The 21,801-nt window shown below is 48.0% G+C and carries 2 protein-coding genes; both read right to left on the reverse strand.

Annotation, left to right across the window (positions count from 1 at the left end; all coding sequences use genetic code 11):
• Positions 1–3: 3 nt before the first annotated feature.
• Positions 4–2,160 carry a carboxypeptidase-like regulatory domain-containing protein gene (locus tag AC5ZC7_RS26895; RefSeq protein WP_496162845.1) on the reverse strand — a complete coding sequence of 719 codons (2,157 nt, stop codon included), beginning with the start codon at positions 2,158–2,160 and terminating at the stop codon, positions 4–6.
• 142 nt (positions 2,161–2,302) lie between these two features.
• Positions 2,303–21,490, reverse strand: coding sequence for a DUF8696 domain-containing protein (locus AC5ZC7_RS26900; protein WP_511911280.1), 19,188 nt, complete (start codon positions 21,488–21,490; stop codon positions 2,303–2,305).
• Positions 21,491–21,801: the final 311 nt, after the last annotated feature.

The raw sequence follows: 21,801 nt of genomic DNA on the forward strand, positions 1-21,801 counted from the left end.
TGATTAGAGGTTATTAATAACATCCTGTCTTCTGTCTATACCAAAGTTCATAAACATACCCAGGAAAATAAACCGGGGCACATTGGGCGTAATCTCATCCCGGCGCAGCCCATCGGAAGAATAGTGATAGCCAAATACCTGCTTGTTACCCGGCGCGTTGCTAACTGATATAACGAAGATGGTAAAGGCTTTGCGGATGGTGGTCAGATAACTGGCACTTACCCCTACTGCGTTATACGTCATCGTTTTCTCAGACATAAACTTATCCACCGGCAAGGTCGGATCATAATAAGGACGACCAGTAGCAAAGGTGTAAGTTAAACCAAGATTGGTGGTGATCTTCGGAAAGTAATGCTTATATACCAGGCTGGCGGTGTGTGTAGCAGCAAAATCGGGCTGCACCCTGAACGGGTAATTCAGGTAATCCCGTTTGGTATCCAGGTAAGAATAAGAAATCCAGTAGTCCACATTTTTAAAGGTTTTGCGATCACGCCAGAATACTTCTATACCCTGTGCATAGCCGCTACCATTATTGTTATAGCCAGGCACTGTTTTCAGCAAGTCACTGTACTTCTTATAAAACACCTCTGTACGGAAGGTGTAATCAGTGGCTACTCTTTGATAGCTTACAATATAGTGCGTGGCTTTCATATAGCCGAGATAGTGATCAAAGCGAACATACTGTGGTTCCGGCTTCTGGTAATAATCGCCATAGGCAACAGAAAACTGGCTATAGTTATTCATCTTGTAAGCCAGCGATACGCGGGGGGCAAAATTCATTTTTCCCAATACAGAAGTGTACTCTGCACGTCCGCCTACACGACCTACAAAGCTGGGCGTGAAATAGACATCGCCTTCTGCAAAAGCAGCGGTGTAGTTATCAACATAATTGGCATTGTTGCCATTAAACGCTGACTTTTCTATCGCATACTGATACTCTCCACCAAAACGAATCACGGAAAATTGTCCCAGGTTCTTGTAGAGCATCACCTTTGTCTGGCTCAGGTCCGACTGTCCCCTGATCAGGGTAGGCGTCAGATTTTTGTGTAAGGTATCCGCCTCTATGTTATCCAGGTTAGAACTGAAAGACGCGCCCAGGTACAGATGCCAGTCGTGCCCAATGTTTTCACGATAAGTGAGATTCGTGTAAAAGTTATGGTTATGCAGCTTAAAAGATTCCATATATCCCGGATACTCCAGGCTGTTTTTGTCAAATCCCATTTTGGTCCAGTTACCATAGCCATAAAATTTAAGCATCCCGGTCCTGGATGTTTTATGGCGGAAGTTAACGGAGGTTCCTATAATCTCTGGTCCCAGGTTGGGCGTTTGTTTAGGCTTAAAAATATTGAAATAGGGAGACAGGTTCGTATAGTCTGCTTCTACCCCATAAGAAGTTTTTTTGTCCTTCGACAGGTTATCTAAACCAGCGCTGGCGCCAATAACAGATAATCCTACAGAGGAAGAAGAACGCTCTGGTAAGTCCACCGACTCCAGGATCAATGCAGAGGACAATCCCTGCCCGTATTGCGCAGAGTATCCGCCGCTACTGAAGGTAGTCCCTTTAAAAAGGAAAGGCGAAAAACGGCCGCGGCCCGGGATGTCAGGTAAGCTCGTGGAAAAAGGATTCCTTACCAACATACCATCTATGAGCGTTTGGGTTTCATACCCTGTTCCCCCGCGTACGAACAACCCTTCACGGTCGTTGGTTTGTTGTGCACCGGGCAAGGTTTTGATGGCGTTTACAATATCGGCGCCGGCACCTGCCGTAGTGACGATATCCAGTGGTTTCAATACCGTTCCTTTCTTGTCATCGCTGGCTTCAAAACTACCGGCAGATATCGTTACTACCCGAAGCGCATTTACAGCACTTTTAAGTACAATATTCAGCTGCTGATCGGTATCTGTATTTATTTGTAGTTCCAATACCTGGAATCCCGTCAGCGTGGCGGATAACAGGTGATCTCCTGTGGCAGTGGTAGTAAAGGAAAATGATCCGTCGGCGGCAGTAGTTGCGCCATCATAGGAGCCTTTTATGGCGATGTTTACACCTGGTAAAGGATGCTTCTTATTATCTGTTACTTTACCACTGACTTTATGCTGGGCAAATGATAACAATGGCGATAGCACTAATAAATATAGATAAAGGTTGAATTTCGACATGTGCAGGGATTAATTTCCCATCAAATATAAACTAGTTTATTATATAAACCAAAAATTCTGTTAACACGCTATTAAAAAGGAATCGTCCCACTAAGTCAGTGGGACGATCCTTATTTATGGCAAAAAAGGCTATGCACAGTATTTATCTCAGTAACTCAATCCATCCTTTATAGGACCTTTCTCCAGTAGGTGTATTTAGTTTCAGGATATAGTAATAAGTACCCTCATTCAGGTCTTTTCCGTCCCATTCATTCTGATAATTCTTTGATTGGTATACCATATTACCCCAACGGTTATAGATGAATAAGGAAGAATTTGGATACCTGGTGACACCGATAATCACGAGCTTATCATTCTTACCATCTCCATTAGGTGTGATGACGTTTGGAATGAGGATATCGTCGCCAGTTACCGTCACTTCCTTACTGGTGGCGGTATTATTTGACAGATTCGGATCCGGCACCTGCGCGGTGGCGGTAGCACGATTGGCGATTACGCCAATATTGGTGACACGTGCGGTAAACTTCAGTGTAGCCGTTTGCGTGAGTTGCAAACTATCCAGTGTCCATATCACTATCCTGGTATTCGGATCGTAATCAACGTTACCAATGCTGGCATCAAATCCATTTACGATTTCGAGGTTACTGTTTAAGGTATCCTTCACTGTAATACCACTGGTAGTAATTGGTCCGGCATTGTTCAACGTAATCACAAATGCGGCCTTGCCACCTACCTGCAATGGCGTGGTGTTCAGCAGTTCTTTTTGTACCTGGAGATCTGCCATAGCTATCTGTTTCACCGTGGTTATTACCGTAGCGCTCGTGTTATTTTCCGGACGACTATCTCCTATACCATCCGGTGCTGCAATCACTGCCTGGTTGCGCAATGGCGCGGTACCAGTGGCCTTGCCGCGTATCATGATCCGGATAGCGGCGCCGGCAGGGAAGCTGCCGATGGTGGCTTTCAGCACATTACCAGTATTCGTGAGCTGCACGTTGGCAGCGCCACCGGTAAGTGATGTCACTACTGCATAAGCACCCTCTATACCCACCGGGAGGATATCTGTAATAACAGCACCATCTCCGGCAGCAGGACCCGCATTTTGCGCGATGAGTTCATATGTAATAGAATCATTGACAAACAGGCTGGCAGGACCAGACTTCGTAATAGAGAGATCCAGTGTTTTCACTGCAGGCACTACTACTGTTTCTACCGGATCAGATGGAATTGGCGTACCAGTACCCGGGTTGAGAGTAGCGGTATTGGATACCGAAGTAATCGTAGCATCCGCCGGAATGACACCTTTGATAGTCACCTGTATTGTATTATTGCTGCCCGCAGCCAGGTTACCTTTCACAGACACATTGTTACCGTTGCCCGTGGCCGGACCGGTCAACTGGGAAGTACCATTGGCCACTGCTGTCCATGTAACACCTGTTATCGTAACTGGTACCAGGTCAGTGATAGTAATACCGGTGGCCGTTGACGGACCCGCATTGGAAGCAGTCACTACGTAGCGGATAGTATCGCCTGCATTCACCCGTACACTACCGGTTTTAGTGATACTTAACGCTGACTTACCGGTTACCTGCGTAGTGGCAGTACCTGTAGTGGTATTATTATTCACATCTGTGGCACTGGCGGTATTGGTAATAGTACCGGTGAAGTCTGGATTTATCTTACCAGCTATTTGTATGTTGATAGCGTTGCCGGTACCTGCGGAGATATTACCTGTCAGCGCTACATTACCGGTGCCACTGGTGCTGCCCACTATTTGTGCAGTGCCGGTAGTCGTAGCGGTCCAGCTAACACCACTGAGCGTATCTGAAACGATGTCATTAATCTTCACGCCGGTGGCATCAGACGGGCCATCATTGGTTACAGTGATGGTGTATTTCAGACTATCCCCTGCTATAGCGGTAGCAGCGGCTGTTTTCACCACATGTACATTCGGTTTCTTCGTTACACTAGTGATGACAGAATCACTTGGAATAGAATCATTCAATTTCGCAATGTTCGACAATGATGCTGCTGTTGCGTTAGCCGGTACTACTCCCATGATATTAACTACTATGGTGTTGCCTGCGCCCGCATCTATATTACCTTTCACCAACACACTATTGCCACTGCCACTGGCCGTTCCAATTACCTGGGAAGTACCATTCGCCGTAGCGGTCCAGGTAACGTTCGTAATCGCGGATGGCACCGCATCGGCAATGCTTACATTCTTAGCGCCGGATGGACCGGCGTTGGTAGCAGTGATCACATAACGGATGGTATCGCCGGCATTTACGCTGCCCGCACTGGTTTTAGTGATACTCAACGCTGATTTACCGGTTACCTGTGTGGTAGCAGTGCCGATAGTGGTATTGTTATTTACATCTGTGGCACTGGCGGTATTCGTGATAGTACCGGTGAAGTCTGGATTTATCTTACCAGCTATTTGTATGTTGATAGCGTTGCCGGTACCTGCGGAGATATTACCTGTCAGCGCTACATTACCGGTGCCACTGTTGCTGCCCACTATTTGTGCAGTGCCGGTAGTCGTAGCGGTCCAGCTAACACCACTGAGCGTATCAGAAACAATATCGTTAATCTTCACGCCGGTGGCATCAGACGGGCCATCGTTGGTTACAGTGATGGTGTATTTCAGGCTATCCCCTGCTATAGCTGTCGCTGCGGCTGTTTTTACCACATGTACATTCGGTTTCTTCGTTACATGAGTGATGACAGAATCACTTGGAATAGAATCATTCAATTTCGCAATGTTCGACAATGATGCTGCTGTTGTGTTAGCCGGTACTACTCCCATGATATTAACTACAATGGTGTTGCCTGCGCCCGCATCTATATTACCTTTCACCAACACACTATTACCACTGCCACTGGCCGTTCCAATTACCTGGGAAGTACCATTCGCCGTAGCGGTCCAGGTAACGTTCGTAATCGCGGATGGCACCGCATCGGCAATGCTTACATTCTTAGCGCCGGATGGACCGGCGTTGGAAGCAGTGATCACATAACGGATGGTATCGCCGGCATTTACGCTGCCCGCACTGGTTTTAGTGATACTCAACGCTGATTTACCGGTTACCTGCGTGGTAGCAGTGCCGGTAGTGGTATTGTTATTTACATCTGTGGCACTGGCGGTATTCGTGATAGTACCGGTGAAGTCTGGATTTATCTTACCGGCTATTTGTATGTTGATAGCGTTGCCGGTACCTGCGGAGATATTACCTGTCAGCACTACATTACCGGTGCCACTGTTGCTGCCCACTATCTGAGCTGCGCCGGTAGTCGTAGCTGTCCAGCTAACACCACTGAGCGTATCAGAAACAATATCGTTAATCTTCACGCCGGTGGCATCAGATGGGCCATCGTTGGTTACAGTGATGGTATATTTCAGGCTATCACCTGCTATAGCGGTAGCAGCGGCTGTTTTCACCACATGTACATTCGGTTTCTTCGTTACATGAGTGATGACAGAATCACTTGGAATAGAATCATTCAATTTCGCAATGTTCGACAATGATGCTGCTGTTGTGTTAGCCGGTACTACTCCCATGATATTAACTACAATCGTGTTGCCTGCGCCCGCATCTATATTACCTTTCACCAGTACATTATTTCCACTACCACTGGTGGCGCCTATTACCTGGGAAGTACCATTCGCCGTAGCGGTCCAGGTAACGTTCGTAATCGCAGATGGCACCGCATCGGCAATGCTTACATTCTTAGCACCGGATGGACCGGCGTTGGTAGCAGTGATCACATAACGGATGGTATCGCCGGCATTTACGCTGACCGCACTGGTTTTGGTGATGCTCAATGCTGATTTACCGGTTACCTGCGTGGTAGCCGTGCCGGTAGTGGTATTGTTATTTACATCTGTGGCACTGGCGGTATTCGTGATAGTACCGGTGAAGTCTGGATTTATCTTACCGGCTATTTGTATGTTGATAGCGTTGCCGGTACCTGCGGAGATATTACCTGTCAGCACTACATTACCGGTACCACTGTTGCTGCCCACTATTTGTGCAGTGCCGGTAGTCGTAGCTGTCCAGCTAACACCACTGAGCGTATCAGAAACGATGTCATTAATCTTCACGCCGGTGGCATCAGATGGGCCATCATTGGTTACAGTGATGGTGTACTTCAGGCTATCCCCTGCTATAGCGGTAGCAGCGGCTGTTTTCACCACATGTACATTCGGCTTCTTCGTTACATGGGTGATGACAGAATCACTTGGAATAGAATCATTCAATTTCGCAATGTTCGACAATGATGCTGCTGTTGTGTTAGCCGGTACTACTCCCATGATATTAACTACAATCGTGTTGCCTGCGCCCGCATCTATATTACCTTTCACCAACACACTATTGCCACTACCACTGGCCGTACCAATTACCTGGGAAGTACCATTCGCCGTAGCGATCCAGGTAACGTTCGTAATCGCGGATGGCACCGCATCGGCAATGCTTACATTCTTAGCACCGGATGGACCGGCGTTGGTAGCAGTGATCACATAACGGATGGTATCGCCGGCATTTACGTTGCCCGCACTGGTTTTGGTGATGCTCAATGCTGATTTACCGGTTACCTGTGTGGTAGCCGTGCCGGTAGTGATATTGTTATTTACATCTGCGGCACTGGCGGTATTCGTGATAGTACCGGTGAAGTCTGGATTTATCTTACCGGCTATTTGTATGTTGATAGCGTTGCCGGTACCTGCGGAGATATTACCTGTCAGCACTACATTACCGGTGCCGCTGTTGCTGCCCACTATTTGTGCAGTGCCGGTAGTCGTAGCTGTCCAGCTAACACCACTGAGCGTATCAGAAACGATGTCATTAATCTTCACGCCGGTGGCATCAGATGGGCCATCATTGGTTACAGTGATGGTGTACTTCAGGCTATCCCCTGCTATAGCGGTAGCAGCGGCTGTTTTCACCACATGTACATTCGGCTTCTTCGTTACATGGGTGATGACAGAATCACTTGGAATAGAATCATTCAATTTCGCAATGTTCGACAATGATGCTGCTGTTGTGTTAGCAGGAACCACACCCATGATATTAACTACAATGGTGTTGCCTGCGCCCACATCTATATTACCTTTCACCAACACACTATTGCCACTGCCACTGGCCGTACCAATTACCTGGGAAGTACCATTCGCCGTAGCGGTCCAGGTAACGTTCGTAATCGCGGATGGCACCGCATCGGCAATGCTTACATTCTTAGCGCCGGATGGACCGGCGTTGGAAGCAGTGATCACATAACGGATGGTATCGCCGGCATTTACGCTGCCTGCACTGGTTTTGGTGATGCTCAATGCTGATTTACCGGTTACCTGCGTGGTAGCCGTGCCGGTAGTGGTATTGTTATTTACATCTGTGGCACTGACGGTATTGGTAATAGTACCGGTGAAGTCTGGATTTATCTTACCGGCTATTTGTATGTTGATAGCGTTGCCGGTACCTGCGGAGATATTACCTATCAGCACTACATTACCGGTACCACTGTTGCTGCCCACTATTTGTGCAGTGCCGGTAGTCGTAACTGTCCAGCTAACACCACTGAGCGTATCAGAAACAATATCGTTAATCTTCACGCCCGTGGCATCTGATGGGCCATCGTTGGTTACGGTGATGGTGTATTTCAGGCTATCCCCTGCTATAGCGGTAGCAGCGGCTGTTTTCACTACATGCACATTCGGCTTCTTCGTTACATTAGTGATGACAGAATCACTTGGAATAGAATCATTCAATTTCGCAATGTTCGACAATGATGCTGCTGTTGTGTTAGCAGGAACCACACCCATGATATTGACTACAATCGTGTTGCCTGTACCCGCAGCGATATTACCTTTCACCAGTACATTATTTCCACTGCCACTGGTGGCGCCTATTACCTGGGAAGTACCATGAGCAGTAGCAGTCCAGGTAACATTAGTGATAGCTGCCGGAACATTATCTGTAATAGATGCGCCTCCAGCGTTGGAAGGTCCGTCATTGGCGGCAGTGATGAGATAATGAATGGTATCTCCTGCATTCACACTACCCACACTGGTTTTGGTAATATGCAGTGTTGGTTTGCTACCTACGGTAGTGCTGGCCGCAGCGCTGCTGGATTTTCCGGTAGCATCGGCAACCGTAGCGGTGTTGGTAATCTTACCCACAAAATCCGGGTTAATTTTACCTACCACCATCACCTGGATAGCATCTGTTGCGTCAGTACCAATATTTGCATGCAGTAATACATTCTTGCCGGTTCCCTGCGCAGCGCCCACAATTTGTGCGTTACCAGTTGCAGTAGCTGTCCAGCTAACTCCAATAAGGGTATCGCTTACCAGGTCTGTAATCTGTATATTCCGCGCATCAGAAGGCCCGTTGTTAGCGATCGTAATATTATAGCGAAGGCTGTCGCCTGCATTAGCAGTAGCGGGTGCAACTTTCCGGATAGTCAGGGCTGTAAGCTGACGGATCTTCGTATTCACCGTACTGGTGATCGTTGTATTATCCGGCTTCCGGAGTGTAGCCGTATTCGTTACAGATTCCGCAATGGCGTTCGGTGGTATCAGTCCATCAACAACGATCTGTATTTTATTTTGTGCGCCCGCCGGGATGTTTCCACTCAACGCAATATTGTTACCGGTGCCGGAAAGCGGTCCGTTAATTTGCGCGTTACCGAAGGTGGTGGCTGTCCAGGTAGCATTAGTAATGTCTGCCGGTACCAGGTCCGAAATATTAATGCCACTGGCGTCCGACGGCCCCTGGTTCATCGCAGTAATAACATAGCTGATGCTACTACCTGCACTCACCGTGTCAGGGCCAACTTTTTCAATGGTTAATAATGCGGAATTCTGTACGGTTGTTTTAACATTCGACGTATAAACGTTACCGTTATCTGTAGCCCGGGCAGTATTGGTAATATCACCCGCGAAGCCTGGTGCAATAATACCCGATACCAGTACATCTACCTGGTTACCTGTACCAGCCGGCACATTGGCGGTGAATGCAATTTGATTATCTGCACCGGAAACAGGTGTGCCCACTGCCAGTGTAGCGCTACCCTTCATGGTAATGTTCCAGGTGACGTTTGTTACCTGCACCGGCACAAGATCTGTCACCTTCGCATTTACCAGATCAGAAGGACCTGCATTGCCCAACGTGATGGTATAATTAATGGCGCTTCCGGCAACAGCCGTAAGCGGACCGGATTTGGTAAATTGTACACCTGGTTTGTTAATGATATGCGTATTCACGGAATCCCCGGCCACTACTTTTGCACCATCATTAACGGTTACCTTGTTCTGTACAATACCGGTAGTGCCAGGCGCTACCACACCGCTAATATTGATCAGTACATTGTGTTGCGGACCTGCCGGTATACTGGCCTGAACACTGATGTTATTACCTGTGCCACTGCTGGTACCGGTAATAACGGCGCCCGTAGCTACCGCATTCCAGTTCACCTGCTGAATGGTAGCTGGCACCAGGTCACTGATCACGATATTATCTACATCAGATAGTCCTTCATTGGTTACCTGCAACGTGTAGTTGATTTTGCCACCCGCGGATACGGTGTCCGGAGCTGATTTGCTCACTTTCACCATCACCTGTTTAGTGACCTGCGTAATAACCGGTGGGGTATTCACTGTATTTCCATTCAGTGAATACGTAGCGATGTTAGTAATATTTCCGGAGAAGGAAGGCATAATGGTACCACTAACGTTAATCATTACACGATTTCCTGCACCTGCCGGCACACTTGCCACCAGGTTTACATCGCCACTCTGATTAGTGATATTACCACCCGTAATAACAGCGGTTCCGCTTGCAGTAGCGGACCATACAGGTTGTAGTAATTGGGCAGGTAATACATCGCTGACTTTAATGTTAGCTGCATCAGATGGGCCGTCGTTTGTTAAGATGATACTATAGCTCATCACATCACCGGCAATACCTGTGGACGGGCCCGACTTAACAAGGCGCAGTCCCGGTTTGCTCACCACTTGTGTTACCACCTTATTGGAAAGGTAGTTCACTCCTCCTGCTGCTGCAGTGGCCTGGTTATTCACCGGACCTGTGTAATCGGCTTGTAAGGTACCTGTAATTACCACATGTATTACATTGCTGGTGCCGGCCGGAACATCTGCAACAAAGGCAATATTACCTGGTTGTTGTTGCAGGTTACCACCGTGTACAACAGCGGCACCAGCAGCTGTTGCAGACCATTTACTGTTTTTCAGTTGTGTTGGCAATACATCCGCCACATTCACATTCAGTGCATTGGATGGCCCATCGTTATACACATCCAGGGTGTAAGTAATGGTAGTTCCTGCAGTAGCAGTATCCGGAGCAGCTTTCAATAAGCGCAGCCCTGTTTGAGTAGTCAACTGGGTTACAACGGTATCCGCCATTGGCGTGCCGTTTGCCAGTGTAGCTGTAGCCACGTTGGTTAAGCTGCCCGTGGCGGCGGCATCAATGGTGCCGCTGATGTTTACTACAATCGTGTTGCCACTTCCGGCAGGTACATTGGCCCTGAAACCCACATCTCCCGGACGATTACTAATATCTCCACCAATGATGGCTGCACTGCCACCCGCGGTAGCTGACCAAACAGGATTCTTCAGATTTGCTGGTAACAGGTCAGATATTGTAATACCATTAGCGGCAGATAAACCGTTATTGGCAATGGCAATCGCATATGAAATTTGCGCACCGGCAGTAGCCTTTACTGGTCCTGATTTGCGGATAGTAAGCCCGGGCTTATTCTGCACAAGTGTGCGTACATCATTGCTGACTACTGTTTGTCCATTACCACTCACTACTGCATGGTTGGCCATATTACCCTCAAAAGCAGGATTTGTTTTTCCCGCTATGTGTACTGTAATCGATCCTCCGGCAGGTATATCCCCGACGATGGCCACTATATTTCCTACACCGGTACCCGGATCTGTGATAGTAGCGTTGGAGGCGGTAGCCGACCAGGTGATACCTGTTACCGCACCTGGTATAGTATCTTTAATTGTAGCCCCGGTAGCATCAGAAGGACCATTATTCCGTATCAGCAGCGTATAGTTCATCGTATCGCCGGCAATCACCTGGGTAGGTCCTGATTTCACGACAGACAAGCCTGGCACGGTGGTCACAGTAGTGCTTACCAGCACCTGTGCAGGTGTTGGATCTACCTGACCCATACCGGGAACAGTAGCTGCCGCGTTTTCTATTACGCCCGTGGTAGCCGGATTCACCGTACCTTTTATCGTGATAGTCACTACACCGGTATGAGCAGGAATATCTGCTGCCAGGAAAATACCCGCGGCACCGGTACCACTGGTAGGCGTAACATTGGCACCTCCGGTAGCAGTAGCCGTCCAGGTAACATTTTGCACATCTATTGCCGCAGGCATCGCATCTGTAATAGCCGCGCCAATGGCATCTGCCGGACCCGCATTGGTGACAGTAACTACATAGGTAATTTCCTCACCAGCTGCGATAGTAGTAGGTGCTGTTTTATTAATCCGCAGATCTACTGAATTATTCACAGAAGTCACTACCGTACTGGAACTGCTGCCCTGAGCACTGGCGGTTACTGTATTTGTAATAGTAGCAGCAGCGGTTGCACTCACGGTACCAGTAACCGTGATAGTGATGGTACCGGAGTTGCTGCCTCCCACTCTTGTGGTTAAATTAATATTGTTACCACTTCCGGAAGCAGCAGATATAACACCCGCATTGCCAGTGGCGGTGGCGGTCCACGTTACCCCGGTAATATCTGCCGGTACTACGTCCGTCACAGTTACTTCATTCGCGTCAGAAATACCGTTGTTAGTTAATACCATGGTATAAGTAATCTTATCCAACACATTCACACTGGCAGGTCCTGATTTTGATATCTGCAGTCCCAAACTGGTGGAAATAGCAGTACTAATACTACTGGTATTATTAGCCGGATTCGTTTCCTTCACATCTGCCGGTGGTGTTACGGTACCAGTGTTGGTAATAGTACCAGTGGCGGCGGGATCTACAACACCATCAATATTCACTACTATGCTATTGCCTGTACCAGCAGCAATATTGCCATTCAGTGTAATGTTGTTACTTACAACAGCAGGGCTACCGGCACTGGCGTTTCCGGTCGTTGTAGCCGTTACGTTACTGATGGTAACGCCAGCAGGTACCGCATCTTTAATTACGGCATTGCTAACATCCGAAATTCCCCTGTTGGTGACTAACAATTGATAATGGATGTTTTGCCCGGCAGCAATATTAGCAGGACCGGATTTCACAATTTCCAGATCTGCCTGCTTACGAACAAGTGTAACAGCTGTGGCGTTTACCGGACCGTTGTTGTCGAAATCAGATGGTGGAACGACTGTAGCTATATTGGAAATGAAACTGCTATCTGTTGCTGATGGATCAATAGTGCCGGTAACAATGATGGTGATGTTATTAGCGGAGCCTGCATGCAAGCTGGCGGTAAGATTAATATTACCGGTACCATTGTTGGCAGATACTGTACTTCCTGTACCCGTTGCTGTAGCGGTCCACACGGGTTGCAATATAGTGGCAGGAATAATATCTGTAATAGTAAGCCCTGTTACGTCAGATGGACCATAGTTATTGACAGTAATAGTATAGCTGATTTTTTCACCGGCGGCAGCGTTACCTGGTCCACTCTTCACTATGCCTAAATTAGCCCTCCGTTTAACCAATGTATTTACAGTAGATACAATTGGATTCTGTCCGGCAAGTGTGGCCACTGCATTATTGACTATGGTATCTCCTGTAAAATTGGAATTTAATGTACCCGTTACTGTTATGTCAATGCTATGTCCTGTACCAGCGGGTATATTTCCATTCAAATTAATGTTACCTGTGCCGCTGTTGGCATTAATACTGGTACCTGTACCAGTAGCTGCCGCTGTCCATGCCGGATTCTGTACAGCAGGATCTATCACGTCGCTGATATGTACATTCACTGCATCGGAAGGTCCGCCATTTTCTAGGTGAATGGTATAGGTTATCGAATCACCGGCAAACAACGCAGCCGGACCACTCTTACTAAGTTTCAGTAAGGATTGGCTCAGCACTTTGGTAATTGCGGTATCCTTTACCGGTATAGGTTGGTCTGTAGAAGATGTATACGCAATGTTCTGCAATAGTGCCCCGGTGTATGCCGGGTCAATCACACCTTTCACCACAATAATAATGTTATTGGAAGATGCACCGGCAGGAATATCTCCGGTCACGGCTACGTTGTTACCTGTACCTGTGGCACCGGTGAGTACCGCAGCGGCCCCGGTTTTAACAGCCGTCCATGTAACATTCCTGATAGCAGCAGGAACTGTATCAAAGAAATGGACACCCGGCGCATCAGAAGGTCCATTATTACTCAAGTTCATGAGATAAATAATCTGCTGACCGGCTGCTTCCTGGGAAGGGCCAGATTTAGACAGTGCCAGCGCTATTTTCTTCACCACATGAGTGATCGTAGTATTTGAAGATATAGAGGGTTGGCCGCCTGGAGTAGCCAACGCCACGTTATTAATATCTCCCGTAAATGCCGGATCTACCGTACCGGTAATGGTAACAGTAATCATATTACCGGCGCCCGCAGGAATACTACCTTGTACACCTACGTTATTACCGGTGCCGCCGCCCGTTTGTACTGTTGCACTGCCAGCAGCTATTGCCGACCAGTTCACATTTTTAACGAAAACAGGTAAGGCATCTGTAATCATTAACACTGGTGCGTCAGATGGCCCTATGTTGGTAGCAGTAAGTGTATAAGTAATAATACCTCCGGCGGCCACTGTATCCGGTGCCGTTTTCACTAGCTGTATGCCTGGCTTATTGGCAACCAATGTAACAATGGTGTCGCTCCGGGAAGTGTCCCTGTTATTCACCACTGCACGGGCACTATTGATAAAGGTACCTGCAAAGTCAGGAGCAATGGTTCCGGTAACGGTAACGAATAAATGATTTTGAGTGCCTGCGTTCAAATCAGCACGTATCACCACGTTATTACCTGTTCCGGTACCACCGGCATTTACGGTAATATTACCGGCAGTGGTAGTAGTCCAGCTGACATTGGTTAGCTGTGGTGGCACCTGGTCGCCAATATTGACATTTTTTGCATCTGATTTTCCATAATTGGTGACCACCAACGTATAGCTGATAGACTCTCCCGCATTGGCTTGTGACGGTCCTGTTTTATTAATGCTCACTACCGGATCATTAGTCACCACTGCTGAAGTAGTGGCACTTACCGGCGGCATTCCCGTAACACCTGCAGTGGCACTGTTATTAACCGTTCCGGCTGCACCTGCGCTCACTGTTCCATCTACATACACGGTTATATTACCGGTACCCGCTGGTATATTCGCTACAATAGCCACATTATTACCGTTGCCCGATGCACCGCTGCTGATAGTGGCGCCACCACTGGCAGACGCCAGCCAGCTGGTAGCTTGTATCGCTCCGTTTACTGTATCCGAAATATTTACATTCACTGCATCTGATGGTCCGGCATTGGTGATTTGTAAAGTGTACCGGATAAAATCACCCGCCGAAACGTGGTCGGGTCCTGATTTTGTAATCTGTAGGGATGGTTTGCTGATCACATGTGTAACTACCGTATCTGATGGCAATGGTGTTCCTCCATTGACCGCAGCCGTAGCAAAATTAGACAGGTTACCACTAAAAGACGGCGTGATCGTTCCGGTTACATTAATGGTTATAAATGCCTGGTTTCCGGCAGGAATAGTACCCGTAACATTGACGCTACTACCCGTACCGGTAGCCCCACTGGAAATAGTGGCGCCATTTACCAGCGAGGTAGTCCAGCTCACATTCGATAAGCCAGTTGGCACCGCATCCAGGATATTTACATTTACCGCATTAGATAAACCGGTATTGCCCACGGAGATGCTATAGTTCAGCGACTGGCCGGCGACGGCGGTATCTTTACCTGCTTTAGTGATCGTTAGTACCGGTTTGCTCGTCACGGTAGTTGTTACCACATTAGAGTTCACAACAGGTTCATTATTGGTACTGATAACCCCATGGTTGGTAATCTGACCCGTAAATGCAGGATCTATTTTTCCTAAAATTATAACATCAATAGAATTGCTGTCTCCGGCTGGTATATTTCCTACTACCTGCGCTATACCATTGACAACCTGGTAAGAAGCCACTGTAGCAGTGCCGTGCTTAATAGTGGAAATACCTGGGTTTTGTATCATAGTACCCAGTGTATCCAGTAAGGTCGCATTTACAGCGTCTGAAGGTCCCGAATTAGTAATCTTCAGCAGGTACAACATAGGCCCGCCGGCAGTAGCAGTAGCCGGTCCTGTTTTGGTCACTACCAACGTTGTATGATTGGTAATTTGTGTAATCACTTCATTGGAAACCACCGGCTGTTGTCCGGTCACCGCTACAGTAGCTGTATTACGAATATTCCCTGTTGCCCCGGAAAAAATAGTCCCCTGTACTACAATCGTTACGCTGTTATTACTTCCGGCCGGGATATTGGCATTTACAGATAACGTGTTGCCGTTGCCGTTAGCACCTGTATTAATAACGGCATTACCGGCAGCAGTGGCCGTCCAGCTTACGTTGGTCATAGTGGTAGGACCAACCACATCTGAAATGACGGCCTGTAAGGCATCAGAAGGACCGCTGTTATTCACGGTAATCGTGTAAGTAATATTTGTTCCCGCATCTGCAGTTGCCGGGCCGGCCTTCACAATCTGCAGGCCGGGTTTGTTGTCCACCACTGTTTTGTGAGATGCGGTAATGGTCGTATCGCCCGGATGTGTGGCAGTAGCGGTATTCAATAAAGTATCCTTAGCCGCTGAGCTAACGGTTCCATTAATTTGCATGGTTACCACATTGGCTAATCCGGCAGGAATGTTCACGGTAGTGCTGATATTATTACCCGTACCGGTGCTGGCGCTGCCCGCAGCCACTGCTGCCGATCCAGCGGTACTTACAGACCAGCTGACATTGGTAATAGCGGCAGGCACCACGTCTGACAATACAATACCATTGGCATTGGACGGGCCTGCATTTGTGAGTTTCAGTTGATAGCTAATAGGCTGCCCTGCTGCAATATGGCCATTGGCAGGACCTTGTTTTACCAGTGTAAGACCAGTAGTACTTACTATCACGGTATTCACGGTATTGGAAAATACGGGTGCAGATCCCGGAGGGGTAACGCTGGCGGTATTTACAAAGGCACCAGTAGCGGCCGGATCTATGGTACCACTGATATGAATGGTAATGGTATTACCAGCACCGGCAGGCAGGTTAGCAGTGAAGCTAATATCTCCGCTACCATTGGCTTGCGAAGCAGTGGCGCTGCCAGCAGTAGTCACTGTCCACACCGGATTCTGAAGAGGTGCAGGCAAATGATCTACCACTGCTGCACCCGTAACATCAGACGGTCCATTGTTCACCACCGTTACATCATAACTCAGTGGTGTACCTGCAGCAGCACTCGCAGGGCCACTTTTACTTACTACAAGACCATACTGCGGATTGGGGGTATCCGTATCCGTAGCACTGTTACCCGAAGGGTTAATATTATTATAACCCGCCGGTACCACTATGCTGGCGGTATTGGTCAATGGCCCCGTATAATTGGATGGAATAGCTATCGTTAACGTATAAACGATAGTACTACCGGCGGAAAGATTGACAGGCTCATTAATAGGTCCGGTCCCGGAATCTTTTGTCTGCCCGCCACCAGCGGATGCTGCTGTCCAGGAAGCGGTGGCAATGCCTGCAGGCAATGGATCCTGGAAGGTAGCCCCGATAAGATCTGCCGGACCTTTATTTACAATAGTAATCTTATACTGGGTAGTAGTTCCCGGAACGTAGGTAGTGGTGTTATCCGTTTTCGTCACTACCACTTCTACCGATTTGGTAACAGGCGTTACCAGGGTAGCAGTGGCAGGTGTAGAATCTGGTATGGCTCCCGGTGGCGTAGCACTCGCCGTATTCCTAAGACTGGTACCGGCAAATGAAGACGCCACATTGCCGGCAATCGTTAATGTTACAGCAGCACCCGGCTTCAATGTTACACCGGTCCAGTTGCCGTTGTTATAACTTCCTGCAGAAGGAGTATAGGTATTGGCAATGAATCCAGCTGGCAAAGTATCTGCTACTGAAAAAGTTTCAGTATTTAATATCGTAGACGGACCATTATTGGTAACTGTCAGGGTATAAGTCAGTGGCCCTCCTGCACTGGCAGTATTCGGAGTTGCTATTTTGGTAATCGTAAGATGGGCCATTCCTTTCTTAACCAGAATAGTTACAGTGGCCTGGGTGCAGGCACCTTGATTATCGCACACCTGGTATACATAAGTGTCTGTGCCAACAAAACCAGGCCCCGGTGTATACGTAAAAGTACCATCAGCATTCTGTATCACACCACCGTTAGCTGGTGGCGTAACCAGTGTAGCCGACACCGTTATAGGTTGGTTCTCCGGATCACTGTCGTTGGTTAGTACATTACCACTTACCGGCACATCCCTGATGGTAGTATAATTATCATCCACTGCCACAGGAGGATTGTTGGGTACAGTGCCAGCAACTGTAGAGGTATTATTTCCAGTTGCCGGATCCGGGAGTCCGGCAGGATTACTAACGGTGGCCGTGTTAGTAATAACGTTGCCACCAACAGCATTGGCCGCCACTGTACCGGTAACCGTAATTACTATTTTATTGCCTGCTGCAAACGGGATATCTCCATTGGCAACAATCACATTACCTGCACCGGAAAGTGGACGTAATGCCACGTTGGTGCCCGTAACTACAGATGTCCAGGAAGCACCTGTCATCTTTACGGGAAGTGTATCCTGCAGGGTGAACCCATAGATATCTGAAGGACCGGCATTTTCAATCGTAATGGTATACGTTAACGCGCTATTGGTTTTATAGGTGTTGCCTGCGTCAGATTTAGTCACTTTCAGATCTGCCTGGGAAGTGTAGGTTAATATTACCGTATCAATACTCGGCGGACAGCTGCCACTGGTGATCGTCCATGTGAGTGTGGCAGTACTATTTGGTTGAAGGGTAGCTGTAGTGGCTGGCGAAGCAGCGTTGTCTATAACAGCGTTGCCACTCACCACCGCCCAGGCGCCTTGCCCGTTGCTGGGTGTATTACCACCAATGGAGAATTGCCCGTTGTTATATTTTGTTTGATCAGGACCAGCATTGGCAGTAGTAGGCGCAGCAGAAACAAGTACCTGCATAGTATCTGCGGAAGGCGCACAGGTACCACTGCTGATCGTCCACACCAGCGAATAAGTGCCAGGCTGCAGATTCTGAACAACCGTATTGGGTTGTGTAGCATTCACAAAGGAGGCATTGTTAGGTCCTGCTATCTGCGACCACTGACCGGTTCCTGCTGTTGGCGTGTTACCTGCCAGTGTAGCGCTGGTCATATTACACAATGGTTGATCGGGGCCAGCATTGGCGGTAGATGCGAGTGGACTCACATTTATAACAACGGTGTCTTTAGATGGTGGACAATTACCACTCCGGATAGTCCACACAAAAGTGAAGGTTCCGTTGGTTAATCCACTGATGCCGGTATTAGGCAATGTAGTATCTGCTATCACGGCAGTTACGGGACCTCCTGTCTGCTGCCAGGTACCATTGCCAGTTACCGGCGTGTTGCCTGATAAGGTCGCCGAAGTAACATTACATAGGTTTTGATCGCTGCCTGCATTAGCCGTGGTAGGCGTAGTACTGATTTGCACGGTCAACGTATCACTGATCATGTCGGCGCAGCCAGAACTGCTACTGCTCACAATACGACGGAAATAGATAGTCTGCGAAACTGCCGGCGCGTCATAGGTGGCCTGTCCCGCCCCAAAAATATCATTAAAGGAAATATTATCCGGTGAGGATTGCCAACGATAGGTATAGATACCATTTCCACCCGTTGCCGCGGCAGTTTGTGTGAATATCACCGGATCGCCGCTATTACAAAAGCTTTGGTTACCCGCCACGGAGCCCGGGGTCAACAATGGATTAATTGTAATCATAATGGCAGCGCTGGTATCACTGCAACTACCGGCATTAACAATTCTTCTATACCAGGTGGATTGCGGCAAAACCGGTGGCGTATAGTCTTTACCGTTATTAGTGCCGGTAGCAGCCGTAAAACCAGCCGTGCCACTGATTATGCTGGATTGCCACAGGTATTGCGGCGTCCCCGCAATAGTAGTGCCGGTAAGTGGTGCAGGCGCATTACCAATGCACACCGACTGCGCCGCACTAACGGTGTTATTAGCGATAACTGCAGAAACAGGAATGCTGCTGGTTTTAATATTATTACATCCTGCTCCGGAAGGGGCGCCATTACATTCCACGTCAGGATCAGTTGGATTCCCGCTGGCAACGCTCGTAGCATCAGGATCGGTTACGTCTGGCGGGCGCATCACACTTGATTTGGTGACGAGGTTCCCTCCTGCCGGTACATCGGTGATGGTACCGGTAAAGGTGTAGTTGACTACCGCCCCATTGGCGAGGTTAAGCACCGCTGTGTATGCATTGCCGGAAAATCCGCCAGACACAATAATACCATTTCCGCTGCTGGTAACATTGGCTGGCGTAAACTGAGAAGGAAAGGTAAAGCTATAGCGTGCGCCGTTGGCCGAGTCTGGCCCATTGTTCCGTACTGTCGTAGTATAAGTAATTTGCCGACCGGCACAAATAGCTGTCAGCGCAGGAATATTATTAACTACTTCCAGGTCTGCCTGGTATTGCTTTACGGTTACATTGGCAGTCTGCGGTGCGCTAAAAATATACGCCCAGGTATCCAGCAAACTATTGTCGCCATAGCTATTCGTATATTTATGCCCGTTAGTAGTGCTGTTTATGCCCGGACTCGCCGATGCATTCACCGGAACGGGAGCCCCACCACCACTACCAAGCAATTGATCATTCCAGTATACAGTAGGATCAGGAGCATTGGAGCCATTGGTACGGGTTATAATAATACCGTTAGCATTATTCTCCACATCCAGGTAGGGAAAATGTACCTCGCCTGAATAGAGGATAACAGAAATATTGATTTGAGCGCCATTAGCAACGTCGGCGCCAAGCCCGTCTTTTCCGTCCCATAAAATAGCATTGTCTCCTGTTACAGAAGATCCTGTAATAATGCGGTCTATCGGATCATTAGTGCTCCCATTATTATTAACGTCTATTGATATTTTAAAATTGCCATTCTGATTAGCTGTAAAATGTACGTAACCTCCATTCAGTGGTGGTGTACCAGCACGCCCCGGTGTACCTTCTCTACCCGTAAAAAATACCTGTGATACAACAGGAGTAACTGGTGTACTGATTAACCAGGTACTGGAAGCAGCGCCGTTCACCCAAACAGATGCGCTGGCAGGTAGTGTATTGTCCGGCGCGTTGTAAAATAGTTTCTGCGTAATATTGGTGGCATCATCCGGTACGGTGGGGTTATGGACGGAATAAGCGCCATTGGCAGAAACAACAGCATTCAGGTCTACGCTTTTATATACAGGCACACCAGTAGCTCTGTCACGGGTACCTTTATTATTTACAAAGAAGGCAAAGAGAAATGGTTGTATACCATTGCTGGCTGCAGTATAGGTGAATCCGTCTTTGGTCAGCACATTAAACTTGCCATAAAAAGCAGAATTGGCGGTGCCGGCATTGCCGGTAAATATATTGAGGAAGGTACGACCGGATTGTGGAATTCCTCCGCTGGCTACGGTGACATCCCAGGCTACAATCAGCGCTAGTGTATTTACCGCATTCTGATTTGCGATCGTCCAGGCAGCATTTGCTGCCGGAGGACTAAATCCGGTACCTAATGCTGTAGCTGATGTATTGGGGGGATCAAATTCTATGGTCCATACGCCTTGTTCACCTGCTTGTACAGTTCGGGAATACCCGTTGTAACCACCTGGTGCGAGGGCGGCAGGTCCCAATAGCTCTTCCGCACGATTATTAATACGTCCTATCGTGGTGGAGTTGCTCGTGTTATAGGCATTCCCGTTAGGCGCTATTAGCCGCGTAGTCCCGGTGCCGATGCCTTGTGCACTTGATCCAACATAAATTACTTCTCCTGCCTTGGCATATACGAACATTCTACCAGGATTGTAGATGTTCCCAATAAGAGCACTGGTAGCAGTAGAAGAACTGGTCATGTAAGCACGGTTCCCTAATGCCCCCGCCGGATACATGTCTTTACTACCTTCTGCCTGGCAACATAGAATAGGGAACAGGAAGAACAACGCAATTAAACAAAGGGTAAAAAGTCTTTTCATACAAGCGTTTTGCGCCTCAGACCATTGCTGAACAAACACATCTCATCGCACTGTTGTCCTGGGGGTTCAGACAAGCGTATCGGAGTTTTCTGAAATGAATTAAAAGAAGCAATAGTTAATAAAAGCCAATCTAAAACTGACGAACTACGGGTGTAATTTTGGTGATATTTACTCTGATGTAGGTGGCTATGAACGACTCCGTTGGGAAAGATTATGCGGAAATATGAGAACCCGTTGTACTAGTTTGTGGATACACGGTCTGTCGCAAATGTATAGCGGACTGTCCATATAAAAAGCAATCGCCTTATATT

Source organism: Chitinophaga sp. 9-1-y (genome assembly GCF_059511905.2).

Coding starts and splice junctions, on each gene's coding strand:
- AC5ZC7_RS26900 (WP_511911280.1), bottom strand. CDS start 21,490: ATGAAAAGACTTTTTACCCTTTGTTTAATTGCGTTGTTCTTCCTGTTC.
- AC5ZC7_RS26895 (WP_496162845.1), bottom strand. CDS start 2,160: ATGTCGAAATTCAACCTTTATCTATATTTATTAGTGCTATCGCCATTG.